The sequence below is a fragment of the Pseudomonas sp. DTU_2021_1001937_2_SI_NGA_ILE_001 genome (assembly GCF_032463525.1).
Classification (GTDB): domain Bacteria; phylum Pseudomonadota; class Gammaproteobacteria; order Pseudomonadales; family Pseudomonadaceae; genus Aquipseudomonas.
Genome location: NZ_CP135971.1, coordinates 630,958 through 642,697, shown reverse-complemented (window position 1 = coordinate 642,697; position 11,740 = coordinate 630,958). Strand labels below are relative to the sequence as shown.

Annotated in this window: 17 protein-coding genes; all 17 read right to left on the bottom strand. The window is 63.6% G+C overall.

Going from position 1 to position 11,740, the window contains the following annotated elements; all coding sequences use genetic code 11:
• Positions 1 to 40: 40 nt before the first annotated feature.
• The 17 genes from RRX38_RS02870 to RRX38_RS02790 all read right to left on the bottom strand — a co-directional run bounded on the left by RRX38_RS02870 (position 41) and on the right by RRX38_RS02790 (position 11,580).
• Positions 41 to 358, bottom strand: a complete 318-nt coding sequence (locus RRX38_RS02870; RefSeq protein ID WP_315961437.1) for a hypothetical protein — start codon at positions 356 to 358, stop codon at positions 41 to 43.
• 72 nt (positions 359 to 430) lie between these two features.
• Positions 431 to 691 (bottom strand): DUF1799 domain-containing protein, encoded by a 261-nt coding sequence (locus RRX38_RS02865; protein ID WP_315961436.1) that lies wholly within the window; start codon positions 689 to 691, stop codon positions 431 to 433.
• Positions 692 to 735: 44 nt separating this feature from the next.
• On the bottom strand, positions 736 to 1,128 hold the full coding sequence (locus tag RRX38_RS02860) for a phage tail assembly chaperone (protein ID WP_315961435.1): 393 nt from the start codon (positions 1,126 to 1,128) through the stop codon (positions 736 to 738).
• 93 nt (positions 1,129 to 1,221) lie between these two features.
• Positions 1,222 to 1,878: a phage tail protein gene (locus RRX38_RS02855; protein WP_315961434.1), complete on the bottom strand. Its 657-nt coding sequence runs from the start codon at positions 1,876 to 1,878 to the stop codon at positions 1,222 to 1,224.
• A gap of 58 nt (positions 1,879 to 1,936) precedes the next feature.
• Positions 1,937 to 2,389 carry a phage tail tube protein gene (locus tag RRX38_RS02850; RefSeq protein WP_315961433.1) on the bottom strand — a complete coding sequence of 151 codons (453 nt, stop codon included), beginning with the start codon at positions 2,387 to 2,389 and terminating at the stop codon, positions 1,937 to 1,939.
• Positions 2,386 to 2,805, bottom strand: coding sequence for a phage tail terminator-like protein (locus tag RRX38_RS02845; RefSeq protein ID WP_315961432.1), 420 nt, complete (start codon positions 2,803 to 2,805; stop codon positions 2,386 to 2,388). Before RRX38_RS02845 ends, RRX38_RS02850 begins: the two co-directional genes overlap by 4 nt.
• The gene (locus RRX38_RS02840) at positions 2,802 to 3,227 is read right to left on the bottom strand and encodes an HK97 gp10 family phage protein (protein WP_315961431.1); all 426 of its coding nucleotides are present in this window, start codon (positions 3,225 to 3,227) and stop codon (positions 2,802 to 2,804) included. The genes RRX38_RS02845 and RRX38_RS02840 overlap by 4 nt, the downstream gene beginning before the upstream one ends.
• A gap of 20 nt (positions 3,228 to 3,247) precedes the next feature.
• A complete protein-coding gene (locus RRX38_RS02835) occupies positions 3,248 to 3,637 on the bottom strand; it encodes a hypothetical protein (protein ID WP_315961430.1) in 390 nt (129 codons plus the stop codon).
• A gap of 1 nt (position 3,638) precedes the next feature.
• The gene (locus RRX38_RS02830; protein ID WP_315961429.1) at positions 3,639 to 4,706 is read right to left on the bottom strand and encodes a hypothetical protein; all 1,068 of its coding nucleotides are present in this window, start codon (positions 4,704 to 4,706) and stop codon (positions 3,639 to 3,641) included.
• Positions 4,703 to 5,227 carry a DnaT-like ssDNA-binding protein gene (locus RRX38_RS02825; protein WP_315961428.1) on the bottom strand — a complete coding sequence of 175 codons (525 nt, stop codon included), beginning with the start codon at positions 5,225 to 5,227 and terminating at the stop codon, positions 4,703 to 4,705. The genes RRX38_RS02830 and RRX38_RS02825 overlap by 4 nt, the downstream gene beginning before the upstream one ends.
• Before the next feature lie 41 nt (positions 5,228 to 5,268).
• Entirely contained in the window at positions 5,269 to 5,694 is a 426-nt protein-coding gene (locus RRX38_RS02820; protein ID WP_315961427.1) for a hypothetical protein, read from the bottom strand.
• 9 nt (positions 5,695 to 5,703) lie between these two features.
• Positions 5,704 to 6,636 (bottom strand): DUF2184 domain-containing protein, encoded by a 933-nt coding sequence (locus tag RRX38_RS02815; protein WP_315961426.1) that lies wholly within the window; start codon positions 6,634 to 6,636, stop codon positions 5,704 to 5,706.
• Between the two features lie 11 nt (positions 6,637 to 6,647).
• Positions 6,648 to 7,100, bottom strand: a complete 453-nt coding sequence (locus tag RRX38_RS02810) for a hypothetical protein (RefSeq protein ID WP_315961425.1) — start codon at positions 7,098 to 7,100, stop codon at positions 6,648 to 6,650.
• Positions 7,100 to 8,203 carry a DUF2213 domain-containing protein gene (locus RRX38_RS02805; protein ID WP_315961424.1) on the bottom strand — a complete coding sequence of 368 codons (1,104 nt, stop codon included), beginning with the start codon at positions 8,201 to 8,203 and terminating at the stop codon, positions 7,100 to 7,102. Before RRX38_RS02805 ends, RRX38_RS02810 begins: the two co-directional genes overlap by 1 nt.
• Before the next feature lie 8 nt (positions 8,204 to 8,211).
• Positions 8,212 to 9,540, bottom strand: a complete 1,329-nt coding sequence (locus RRX38_RS02800) for a DUF1073 domain-containing protein (protein ID WP_315961423.1) — start codon at positions 9,538 to 9,540, stop codon at positions 8,212 to 8,214.
• A complete protein-coding gene (locus RRX38_RS02795) occupies positions 9,540 to 10,826 on the bottom strand; it encodes a terminase large subunit domain-containing protein (RefSeq protein WP_315961422.1) in 1,287 nt (428 codons plus the stop codon). Before RRX38_RS02795 ends, RRX38_RS02800 begins: the two co-directional genes overlap by 1 nt.
• The gene (locus RRX38_RS02790) at positions 10,813 to 11,580 is read right to left on the bottom strand and encodes a terminase small subunit (RefSeq protein ID WP_315961421.1); all 768 of its coding nucleotides are present in this window, start codon (positions 11,578 to 11,580) and stop codon (positions 10,813 to 10,815) included. The genes RRX38_RS02795 and RRX38_RS02790 overlap by 14 nt, the downstream gene beginning before the upstream one ends.
• Positions 11,581 to 11,740: the final 160 nt, after the last annotated feature.

Sequence of the window (11,740 nt, the reverse complement as noted above, 5' to 3'; positions counted from 1 at the left end):
ATAAAAAACCCGCCTAAGCGGGTTTGGGCGACACAGATTCCTAGGGCTTGCCTAGACTGCACGTAACCCTGATGTCCTGGGCCGACTCCTGCGAGAATTTAGCGAACGGAGCCACATCCAGATTCTCAACAACATAGGGCTGGAAGCCCGAGTAGCCGCCCTGCGGGCTTTTGGCATTCACCTCCCCGCACACGATCTTGTCGCGCCCAGGTGGTAGGTACAGAACCCTGTCGTCACGAAACTCGGCCGAGCTACCATCGTAGAGCCGTCGCTTCACTTCATCTTGGGCCTTGCCGATGTCGCCGCCGCAGGCCGTGAGCAAACACATTGCGGCGAGTGTGAAGATGCGGTGATGCATTTATATCCCTCCGTTGGACGGCCGCAATCTAACACCATCACCCGGGACCACCAACGTAAAGCGCCCGGCTGATCACTCATCCCGAGCTTCAGCCATGGCATCCAGCGCCGCCCGCTCCATCACCCTGATGTCGCGGAACAGCGCCTGGCGGTCGCCGACATCCATGCCGAGAAGATCCATGGTTACCGGCAGAGCCTGGTACTCCAGCCCAGTCGCGCCGTTCATGCCGCTGCGCCACTGAGTGCCCATGGCATCGAAAAGCACCAGGGCCTGGCGATTGCACTCCCAGACCTCGACAGTTTCCTCTGCGTCTTCCGGGCTCAACCCGAACATGGCCAGGTCGGCCGCTGTGGCGCTCGGCGTGTAAATCGCTCGGGCTACGCTTTCAAGTTTCCCTCGCGTGCCTTCTCGTACGAAGTGCGGAACGCCGAGAGGATGGCAACAGCGGTCTCGGCGGAGTGGTCAACGAGTGCCTGCAGGTTCTCGTCGTTCAGCTCCTCGGCGAAGCCCCAGCCGGCGACAACGCGCTTGAGCTGCACCAGTTGGTGTTCCTTGGCCTTGCCGGTCACATCGGCGACCGAGGCTTCTTCGGACTGGGTCAGGTCCTTCATTTCGCGGGTATAGGCGATATCGGAGTCGGCCAGTTCGGCCAGTTGGTCGCGGTTCAGGTGGTGGTACGTGACGCTCACCTTCACCGGGGTGCTGCCGAGGCGCGGCATCTCCACGTCGACTTTGAAGGTGGGGGCTTGCAGAAACGAAATCTTGGCCACGGTGGCCTCCTGGTGCTATGGGGTTGGGAAAACTGGGTAGATGCGGTGTGCTGCAGTACCCGGGCGCGTACGCAGCACACCCAGGCGGTCGGATCAGACGTTGCGGTAACGGACCGGACGGCCGGACAGCGAGAAGGTCACGGTCCGGGTCATGATCTGGTTGCGTTCCAGGGTCGGGGTGTCGGTGATCGACACGAAGCCCGGATAGATGATCTGGTCCTTGTTCGGCAGGGTCAGCCGGCCAACGGTCTGCACCTTGGTGTTGGTGTAGCCCTCGACAATCGGGACATACGCTGCGGCGGGCTGGTCTTCGACGGTCAGCTGCATGCTCATCGGGTTGCGGTTGGTCGGGTACTGGCGGTCGTTGTCCTCGGCCAGGTAGCCGACGGTCACGAACTGCTGCTCACCGCCGCTCATGCTGACGGCAGTGATCTTGGTGATCTCCACCCAGCTCAGAACACTCTGGAGGGAGCCTGCGCCGCCGCCCGGGGCATAGAACACAGGGTCGGTGGTGTCGATGTTCTCCAGGATGAAGTCGTCGGTGTCAGCGTCAGCGACACGCGCCGCGCTGCCGTCGATACGGCCCCAGCCGGACTCGATCAGGATCAGGTCGCCATCGGCCAGGCCGTGGGCGGCAGAGGTGACCACGCCCTGGGCGGCGTTGGTAATTGCGGTGATCGGCTTCACAGCGCCGAAGGTGGCCGCGATCTGGAAGATCGAGCCGTTGGGCAATGCAATGCGGGATGCCATGTGTTGTTACCTCGTAACGAAAAAACCCGCTCATGGCGGGTGCGGGTGGTGGGGTGAATCAGTTCATGATGCGTTGGGGTGTGCCGTTCACAGCGAGCTGCAGGGAGATAACCATCACCTGGTTGCGATCCATCACCGGCAACAAGGGGCCACTGGCGAAGGCAGTGAAGACGATGTGCGTGGCGCCGGCGGGCAGCGTGAAACGCCACGCCAGCGCCGCCTGCGCGTCGCGTGCAGCAAGGACCGCGGCGTGCCACGCCGAATCCGGCGCATCCTGGTACGCCAGTTGGATGTCCATGGGATTGCGCCCGGCGGGCCTTCGCACATCCTCGTAGGCGCCCAGCGGGGTGTGCGTCGAAAGCTTCTCATCGCCGCCGGCATGGCTCAGCGCAGTCACGCGCTGTACCTCAACCCAGCTGGGATCGTTGACCGGCGGCACTTGCAGGTTGCCCTGGTTCACGTTGGGGCTGACCCACACGGTGGTGCCGTTCGGTACCGGGACACGCTTCATGTGCCCTCCCGGGGCGCCTGGCCGATGTAGGTGAAGCTGACTGGGATGGTGTATCGGTCGGCCTCTTTGACCGTCGGCCCCTGCTCTACCGGGCTCAACACCTGGCCCTCGAATCCAGCGCGGGCCAGCTCGGCGTCAACCGGGAAGAGGGCCGACAGCGCGTCAACCAAGGCCTCGGGTGCCGATATCGGCTCGTCCATGGGGCAAATGATGTTGAACTGATAGATACCGCGGTACTCGTAGGCATCGCTGCCCAGGTACCGCGACGTGGTGCTGGCCGGGAGCAGGAAGCCGTGGATGTAGATGCCTTGCGGCGGCTCGAAAGGTTCAGCGCCGTAGGCGACGGGCAGCCCTAGGGCGTCGGCCCAGGGCGCCAACAGTGCCTCAATGGCGCGGCGCGCGCGTGCATGGCTCATTCGGAGACCTCCCGCAGGGCCTGATCGACAAATTCTTGGAACCGCTCTTTGGTGATCCGGACCATACCGGTTGGCGCCTGCTGGCTGTGTCCGTACTCAAGCGGGATGCTGTAGATCAGGTTGTTGACCAGGTAGGCGGTCTGCCCATAGGTCAGGTCCTGGACGTCGGCAACCAGGCGCGCCACGGTGTCGTGGCCGGCCTGGTCGTAGTTGTCCAGACTGGCCGAGGCCGGCTGGTCAACGGTGAACTGCCAGTTGCCACGGAAGCGGCCGGTGTCCACCGGGCTCAGCATGATGACGCTGGTACCGATCTGGATCATGACCTTGCGGAAGACTTCGTCCATGTCAGCCAGGGTCTGCCCCTGGAATTGGCGCAGCGACTCGGCGAACGACCCATCAAGCCCGCCGTAACGGGACGTCATGTGGTGCACTTTGCCAGCCATCACGCCCTCGCCTGTACTTCAAAGCCGACCGTCACGCCGGCGTAGTTCCATGGGTCGACCCGCACGATGGTGTAGGCCGTGCCGTCGAACGTGATCTTGTCGGCGGTGGTGGGCTGCGGCATATCGGTGCCATCGGCCTGGACCGGTGACACCAGCAGCTTCACATCGCTGGCCTTGATAGCTGTGCCGTCGACGTCTTCCAGAGCGAGCGACTCGCGCAGGCCCGAGCCGGTAAAGGTCTGCGTGCCGCCCACCGTCTGGCCGGTGTCCGGGTCGCGGGTGCCCTTGGTCACTCGGGTCAGCACCAGGGCCGCACCCTTCCCACCTTTGCTACGCGGCGCCAGCATACGGATGGCCAGCGCCCGGCCTCGATCATGAATGTCCGCCATATCAGCTCCTGGGCTTGGGCAGCAGGTGGTAGATGCAGATGCAGCGGCAGCCGGCCACCATGTCGTAGCCGGCGCCCAGCGAGGTGTCGCCAGGGAAGCGCAGCAACGAACCGCCGCCGGAGAATGCCCCGCCCAGCTTCACCCGCTGCCCGTTCATCACCACATGGGATTCACGGACCTTCTCGTCGCGGCGCGTCCGCCATTCCTTTTCGACCCTGTCCCGGTCCAGGCCCTGCTCTACCATTTGTTCCCAAGCACGCTCGCGCCCGGCGCTGTAGGCCTCGTGGGCCAGCATCTCCGCCAGGGTCGTCGCGTGGTGGTTCAGCAGGCGGTTGGCGTAGCGGTTCGTTGCCTTGGCGATCTGGGCCTGCGTCAGCGGCTTGCCGTCCGTGATGGCTTTCTCAACCATCCGGTCGTAGCGCCGGTCTCGCTTAATCCGCTTGAGGTACTTCTTCAGCTCGGCAGGGTCACCGCTTTCGAGCTGCGCCCGCGCGTTGCGGATATAGGTGACCATGTTGCCCGGCAGGCCCAGCAGACCGCCGGTGCGCTGGCCGGTCTGTGGGTCGCGCTGGCCCAGCAGATCCTGCGCGGCCTGCCGAATAGTTCGAGGGGCTGGCACTGCCTGGGACGAAGACGCGGCGCTACCTGCCGGTGCCAGCCCGCCGATCACTCGCCGGCTACTCATGACCTCGCGGATAGCATCGCGGACACCCGCTGCGGCGCTGCTGCGGATCGTCTGCACCTGCTGATCGACCCAGGCCGTTGCCTGCGGCTTGGTCACATCGAACTCAACGCGCCCCAGCTCTGCACGCTCGCGCGCGGGGATGACGATCACCAGCAGCTCTTTGCGGCCGCCGGCCAGGTAAGCCGAGCGCACGGCCTCGACCAGTACCGCCATGGCGCCCAGGGTCAGAAGATCGACCAGGCCGTCTTCATCATCCTGCTCGAGCAGGCGCTCGACCTGGGCCAGGGTCACCGAGTCCACGGTAGCGCGCACAGCGTCCATGTACGCCTTCTGCATGCCTGGCTCCAGGGCCTCGACCTCGCGGACGATATCCTCAGGCCTCATACGACGATGACCCCCACCCCGACTGGGTTTGGCACCAGAAACGGAAACATCAGCGAGTTGATGGCGCCGATCACCGGCTGGTTGGTGGGGTTGCCGTTCTTGGCCACCGCGTACTCGGTTTCGATGGGGCCGACTTTCTCACGCTGTACGACCTGGCTGGCCACGAAGTCAGGATTCAGGCTGTTGGGCTCGGCCAGCTCGCGAATCGCGCCCTCGTAGGCTGCGTACTCAATGGGCAGCGGCACCAGGTCATCAGGGATCTCTTCGCCGTAGCGATCGCGCGCGCCGGCGCGTGGCCATTGCAGGAACTGGCCGTAACCCCCGACCTTCTTGCCGGTGAAGACGAAAATGCGGCCGGCCATGTTCGGTACCGGCTGGCCGACCAGACCGTCGATGTAGGCCGAGGCGCGAATCAGGGCGCCGGTCTTGGCAGCCTCATCACTGGCCGCCCAGGCAGCATTCCCGCGCGCAGCGTGATACGCATCGGCCCCGGCCAATGTTCCGTAGAAGTCGTCAGGCATGGGAATGCTCTCAAATAGGTGGGCGCCAGAGCGCCCGGGTGTTACTCGGCGGCGGCCAGCAGGGCCCGCAGCTCATCGTTGGTCTGGGAAGGTTCGAACGCGATGGTCTTGGCGTTCAACGCCTGTTCCAGGTCCTGGCGCTCCTGCTCAGCTTTGGCCTTGTCCGCCAGGGCCTCGTCGAGCTTGGCCTGGAGCGTGTCGGCTTTGCTGTTGCCGTTGGCGTTGATGCCCAGTGCCTTCAGCTGCTCCAGCAGGGCCTGCTTGCGCAGGGCCTCATCTGGACCCTGGCCAGGCTCTGGCTGCTCATCGCTGGCGTGCAGCACACCAGTCTCCAGGTAATGGGCGATGGACTGGCGGTCCTTGATCTTGGCCCATCCCGGATAGTTCACCGTCTCGCCGGGGGCAATCACTACGCCGCCGGGCAGACCAATCGGGGTTACTTTGCCGTGGTTGGTTACCTTTGCCATACGCCCTCCTTACAGGCCGTCGGTGTAGGACATTTCCTTGGGACGGCGCACGTCGACGCCGCCCAGGCGGAAAATCCCAGGGACTTCCCAGCGCAGCGGGCTGGCCTGGAACACCGGCAGGAAACGGTGTGGCATTGGGATGTGCAGCTTCACCACGTTCGGATCACGGCGGTAAGCGACCATGCGCTTGGTGCCGCCGGCGCCGGCAGTATCCAGGCCGCGCAGGGCGCGGATAACCAGCGGGCGGCCGGTCTGCGCGGTGTACACGTTCTTGGTCTGCAGCCACGACAGGATGGTGTCGGTGCCGTTTTCGTTCAGCGGTGTGGTCGCGATGTGCAGGAAGCGGCTGTACGGCAGCAACAGGGTATCGGCCAAGCCGGTGTACAGCGTGCCGGCGTACTGGCCCGACAGCGCATTGTTGGCGTCACCCAGGATCTGGCCAGGCGTTGCGGTGTCCCAGTCGCCGGTGGTGGCCTCGGCCGCCGTCACGGTCGGCGCGTTGATCAGACCGACAAAGCCTTTGCGCGCATCGCCGTACAGGGCAACACGGTCGACCATTTCCTCGTAGGCACGGCGAGCTGCGGCTGCATCGTTGGCTTCGAGCGGCAGCCCCAGCATCTGCGCCTGGCTGATCTCTTCCAGGCCGTAGCCGTAGCCGATACCCGCCATGTGCACGGCGGTTTCGTGCTTGGCCAGCTCGGTACCGGCAATCGGGATATCGTCGGCGTTGCCGTTGATCCAGTCGGCCTTACCGAACTTGTCCGAGCTGTAGTAGGTGATGGTTTTGGCCCAAGGGTGGGCCGAGGTGTCCACCGGTACCAGGGTCGGGTACTGGATATCCGGGTAAACGGTTTCGTTGACCTGGCGCTCGATGTGCGAGGTCTGCGACAGCACGAAGCCCATGGCCACCTGTGCGTCGATCAGCTGAATTTGGCGCGACATGTTTTCTCCTATCAGCCCAGGCGGACTTGCGCGACTTGGTTAGCGGCGGTGGTACTGGTGTCGAACACTGCGTTCGGTACCTGCACGTTGCCAGCGGATGCGTTGGTGAACAGGCCGCTGGCCGGGACGATGTACACCGGGTCACCGGCGGCCACCTGCACGGAAGCACTGACCCAGATCGTGCCCTTGGTCATCACGCGCACCGAGTCGTACTGCTTGAAGGTGCTGGCCTCGGCCTGCAGGGATCGCTCGCGCACGGTGATACCGATGAAGCGGGCGGCGGTGTCGCCAGCGGCGAACGGCCGGCAGCTCTTGTCCAGGGCGCCGCGCGCGGCAGGCACGCCCAGACCGATGCCACCAGCCGCCTCGACGGTGCGGGACAGCATGGTTTTCGGAATGGTGTCGACGATCTGGCCGGGGACGCCAGCCCGCATGTTCTCGCTGTAGGTGTCTTGAACGGACATTACTTGTTCTCCCCTTTCCAGGCATTGGCCAGGCGCTGCTCATAAGCGCTCTGACCGTTGTCGTTCACGTTGCTGGGAAGGCTGTCGCGGCTCTGCAGGTGCTGGCGGACCGGATCCTTCGCCGCGTCTTCGGCCAGCATGTCGAAGCGGGCATCGACATATGCCTCGGACTTGCCGGCGATCACCGAATCACCCAGCTTGGCAACCACCACCGCCTTGCGGATTTCGGCATCGGTCTTGCCGGTGTAGTCGCCGTCGGCGATGGACTTGGCCTTGGCGATCAGGTCACCACGGGCTTTCACGCGCTCGTCGAGCTGCGCGTCGGTCATCTGTTTGGCCTTGAGGGCGTCGATCTCGGCGTCTTTCTGCGCCAACTCGGTGTCCTTGGTTTTCAGGGCCGTGGCATGAGCGTCGTTGGCAGTGGTCAGGGCCTTGGCCGAGTCGGCCAGGCGCTGCTGCAAGGTGGCGATGACGATGGCGCCCTGGTCGGTCACTTCAACCGGGATGCCGTCGACGGTAACCGTCTTCAGGGTCATGGGTTTTTCCTTCTGCGGGGGTGGTTGTGAATCGGTGGGCCAGGCATCGCCGATGCAGGCCCTGCTGCCAGCGCGCCCCTTGGCCACGATGGCGATGTGATTGGCGACGATGTTGGTCTGGCGAGCCTGGTACTTGGTCCCATCGGGCAATTCGCCGTCTTCCCAGACCAGCTGGCAGCTGTAGCCAACGCTGAGCTCGCGCTTCCCGCTGTGCACGTCCTGAACTGCGGCGCCATCGGTGATCTTGAGCCCGATTTTCAGGTACTCGCCGTCCCGCAGTACCTCGTCGCCGGTGGTGCCCACGGCCACGGCCTTCCAGTTGGCTGCTGTTACCGGCTGGGCTGGGTGGTCGTTGGTGATCGGGATCTTCGAGAACGTGTCCAAGGCGCTCTTGGCAAAAACCTCTGCCTGGTCGCGGTAGACGTTGACGACCGACAGATCAGGCCTGCCCACCTCCCGGCCCAGGTACTGCTGAATGCCGGTGCGAGCCGTGCGGGCGAAAGTTTCCAGATAGCCGGAATCGCTCAGCGAAAGATCGCCGAGGACGACAGAATCAGTGATATGCATGGGTTACCTCAGGTGGACGGGGTGTCGTCCGGCAGATCGTCAGGTCCGGCTGCGGGGTACTCAGGGCCGACGTCGTCGATCGCGGCTTCCAGGCCCGGCATGACGCTCAGCTCGACCAGCAGGTTGGCTGACGCCTTGCTGAGCGCGTCGGTGGGATACAGCTTGGCGTCGGCCAGCACCTTGATGGTGTCGGCCGTGGTCTTGCCGATATCAGCCTTCTCCTTGGCCGTGGCCTGCCAGAGCGGGTTCCAGACGTAGTGGATCTCCGGCGGGCGAGTACCCAGCGCGGAACGGATCAGCGCCTCATCCAGAACACTCATGGCCGGAGTGATTTCCAGCTCCTGGCTGGCCTGCACGCGGTCGTAGTAGTTGCGCATGTCCGAATCGCCCGTGGAGTTCATGCCGGCGGGCGACTGACTCAGCATCCTGGTGGCCGGAATGTCTGCGGCGCCACACACCTGCTGCATGAAGCGGTCCATGACGTCAGGCAGCGTGCTGAAGCTGGCCTGTTTCGTTTCGTATTCCTCTTCCTTGTCCAGCAGCAGCGTGCCGTTGATGCCCTTGGCGGTGGCGGCGAGCTGAGTCCGCTCCAGCACCCGCTCCTTGTAGGTCGGATCGTTGGCCAGGTTGTTCATGAATTCGGGCAGCCGAATGATGTCGACCTTGGCCTCGAACACCAAGCTGGCAACGTTCGCCATGGTGGCATCGCTCTGCTTGATCGACTCCAGCACCGACTGGAGGACTGAATCGCCCCAGCCTTGCTCGTACCCGGACAGCAAGTCCTCGTCGGGCAGCTCGGCGCCGACGAAGATCACCAGGCGCGATGGGTGAATGTCGATCGCGCTACCCGCCAGGCGGTAGGCCTTGGGCTTGCCGTAGCGATCCGACTGGGGGTCGCGCTCGATCTCGGTGGGTGAAAGCTGACGCCGCGTCATCACCGTCAGGTAGCGGATACCACCAGCGCCAAGCCGCTCTGGCGCCAGTTGCAGGGCTGTGTCCTGTTCGCCGGTCCCGATGAATATCGCAGCGCCACCAAACAGCCTGGCCTTGGTCATCGCCTCCTTGATTTTGAGCCTGACCTGCAGCCGCTTTTCCTCGGCCTCGATCTTCTCAATCTGCGCGCTATCTGCTTGCCAGCCACGCCAGCGTCTAGTGGCGTCCTTGGGCGGGATATCGATGATCTTCCGGGCGAGCCAAGAGCCACGGTACATCGCGATGGCCTGGTGCTCGGTCAAGGGCACCAAGGTGTAGTGCGACCCTGCCGCCTTGTCCCGCTCCGTGCCCAGCGCGGAGACCAGGTTGATCAGCTTGTCGCTGAGATAGCTGATGACACCCATCAGGAGACCCCTGAAAGCGAGTACTTGGTGATCGCGTACTCTTTGTGAATGAAGTAGCCGCCGGCATCAGGCCGGTGGTCGTTGCCCTGTTTCTTGTCCGGCTCGCCGTTCGCGGCCCATACCTGCTGTTCCAAGTCATCCGCATAAGTCGGGCACTTGTCAGCGTTCACCCGGTACCGGCGCTCGCCCTTCGCGTTGCAGAACATTGCGTTCATGGAGTTGATCCGATCTTTCACCGGTGGGTTGGCGGCGGGCGCCGAAACAATGAATCCAGCCTGGCGCAGCAGTGCCAGGTCGGTCTGGCTGGCGTTGACCGACTTGCGGGAGTCGCCCGAGGCGTCCGGATAGACGCGGATCTGCCGGGTGTTCCGGTACTCACCATCGGCATACAGCCAGTAGCGCTCCTTGAGCTGCCTGATCATGTCGGGCGTGTCGTAACCGTTCACGATCTCATCAACCGCGTGGGGCAGCCCCAGGCGCTTGACGTGCACGATGGCGCTCATCTTCCCGACGTTGAAGTCCATGCCCACAAAAATGGGCTCGCCTGGCTGCACGGCCTCTTGGCTGCCGTTGAGCTTGCGGTTGTAGGCGGTGTAAATCGTGCCTGACGTGAGGTTCACGAACTGGCCGTTGAGGTATGCCGAGATCAGCTGTGGCGGGTAGTCCCCCATCAGCGAGTCGATATAGTCGTCCGGCAGGTTCGCTTCGTTGTCGTAGGTGCTGGCCTGGATCAGCCCGTAGCGCTTCTGCTGCTCCGGTTTTTCGCGCAGCTGTTTGACGAACTGCTGGTAGACGAACTTGAATCCCTCTGGCGTGGTGGTGACATCCACGCCGTTCTTGAGGCCTGGGACGTTGTAACGCATCCGGGCAATGATCTTGCGCCATGCCTGCTGGGCCTTGATGGCAGGTAACACATCGAGCTCATCGACCAGGGCGTGCCCGATCTTGAAGCCGACGATGGTCTGCGGCTTCTCCATTGACCGGCAGATCGTCGTGCTACGGTACCGGCCGCCGCTGTAGAACTCGACTTCCTTGTCGCTCTCCTTGGTCCGGACCTTCAGCCCCCAGTCAAACGCAACCTCTTCGATAGTGGGGTAGAAAATGTCCCGGATCTGCGGGTAGGTCGGAGCGAAGTAGCCACTGTCAATGCGCGGCCACTCCCAGACGTGCCGACACAACGCCGAGCAGCCCACCCAGGTCTTGCCTGAGCCGAACCCGGCCACGAATGCCCTGAACTTGTGGGGAAGCTCCAGAAACTGGGACTGAGGCACATTAAGCGTCGGCATCGCGCACCCTCGCATCCTTGACCACGACCTCAACGCGCTGAGGCATCAGGGCATCGCCATCACCCTCGGTGAGCTTCTTGATCTCGGCCTTGCGCTTCTCGATCTCGAGGCGCTTCAGCTCCTCATCCAGATCACCGCCTTTGTCCACCAGCATGCCGAGGTGCCGGGCGACCATGCCGAGGGCAGCCAGCTGGTCGTGCGTGACGATCTCGAAGCCGTCCTTGGTCTTCTTGGTCCTGGCGTACAGCGCCTTGGCTGCCGGGCTCGCATCGCGGGTATCGCCCCAGTACACGTCGCCATGCCCCTCGCCCTTGCACTTTGGGCACTTTGGGTGTGGGCGTAGCGTCTTGTCGAACCCATACCCGCCATCGTCCGTAGGCAGGCTGGCGCCTTTGGTCTTCATCGCCCTGGCCGTGGCTTCGTCGAACTCGGCCTCGTCGTCCCACTGGTAGGCGTGACCCCGGCCGAAACAATGCCGGCAGCAGACCCGGCGATGTACGGCCAGTTCGTTGGGGTCGGCCGTGGCTATCATCCAGTAGCGCGCCAGCACCATGTCCTTGGTGATCTCGGTGCGCTTCGAGCGCTCGGCCATCGCCGCCTCGATCTCGTCCTTCACGTCGTCCCGCTGCATCAACTGGTAGGCGTAATCCTTCGCCCTACGGGTTGAGTAGCCGGCCCTGATGGCCGCCTGCGTCGCGTTCAGATCGACCAGGTACTCGGTGACGAACTGACGCTGTTTGGTTGTCAGCGCCATGGCAGTTCCTTAAGCGGTTTGTTGAAGCAGTGACCTAGCTGGATAGGGGTGGCACCTCCAGAGAAGTGAAAGATCGGCATCAACTCGCGCACAGTGGTAGATTGAAAACTCATTGGAGATTGCTCCCACCGGCGGACCCGCCAAGAATCCCCCTCTCCCA

Bases quoted from the DNA above. Each gene is read 5' to 3' on its own strand.
- RRX38_RS02870 (WP_315961437.1), bottom strand. From the start codon at position 358: ATGCATCACCGCATCTTCACACTCGCCGCAATGTGTTTGCTCACGGCC.
- RRX38_RS02865 (WP_315961436.1), bottom strand. From the start codon at position 691: ATGTTCGGGTTGAGCCCGGAAGACGCAGAGGAAACTGTCGAGGTCTGG.
- RRX38_RS02855 (WP_315961434.1), bottom strand. From the start codon at position 1,878: ATGGCATCCCGCATTGCATTGCCCAACGGCTCGATCTTCCAGATCGCG.
- RRX38_RS02850 (WP_315961433.1), bottom strand. From the start codon at position 2,389: ATGAAGCGTGTCCCGGTACCGAACGGCACCACCGTGTGGGTCAGCCCC.
- RRX38_RS02845 (WP_315961432.1), bottom strand. From the start codon at position 2,805: ATGAGCCATGCACGCGCGCGCCGCGCCATTGAGGCACTGTTGGCGCCC.
- RRX38_RS02840 (WP_315961431.1), bottom strand. From the start codon at position 3,227: ATGACGTCCCGTTACGGCGGGCTTGATGGGTCGTTCGCCGAGTCGCTG.
- RRX38_RS02835 (WP_315961430.1), bottom strand. From the start codon at position 3,637: ATGGCGGACATTCATGATCGAGGCCGGGCGCTGGCCATCCGTATGCTG.
- RRX38_RS02830 (WP_315961429.1), bottom strand. From the start codon at position 4,706: ATGAGGCCTGAGGATATCGTCCGCGAGGTCGAGGCCCTGGAGCCAGGC.
- RRX38_RS02825 (WP_315961428.1), bottom strand. From the start codon at position 5,227: ATGCCTGACGACTTCTACGGAACATTGGCCGGGGCCGATGCGTATCAC.
- RRX38_RS02820 (WP_315961427.1), bottom strand. From the start codon at position 5,694: ATGGCAAAGGTAACCAACCACGGCAAAGTAACCCCGATTGGTCTGCCC.
- RRX38_RS02815 (WP_315961426.1), bottom strand. From the start codon at position 6,636: ATGTCGCGCCAAATTCAGCTGATCGACGCACAGGTGGCCATGGGCTTC.
- RRX38_RS02810 (WP_315961425.1), bottom strand. From the start codon at position 7,100: ATGTCCGTTCAAGACACCTACAGCGAGAACATGCGGGCTGGCGTCCCC.
- RRX38_RS02805 (WP_315961424.1), bottom strand. From the start codon at position 8,203: ATGCATATCACTGATTCTGTCGTCCTCGGCGATCTTTCGCTGAGCGAT.
- RRX38_RS02800 (WP_315961423.1), bottom strand. From the start codon at position 9,540: ATGGGTGTCATCAGCTATCTCAGCGACAAGCTGATCAACCTGGTCTCC.
- RRX38_RS02795 (WP_315961422.1), bottom strand. From the start codon at position 10,826: ATGCCGACGCTTAATGTGCCTCAGTCCCAGTTTCTGGAGCTTCCCCAC.
- RRX38_RS02790 (WP_315961421.1), bottom strand. From the start codon at position 11,580: ATGGCGCTGACAACCAAACAGCGTCAGTTCGTCACCGAGTACCTGGTC.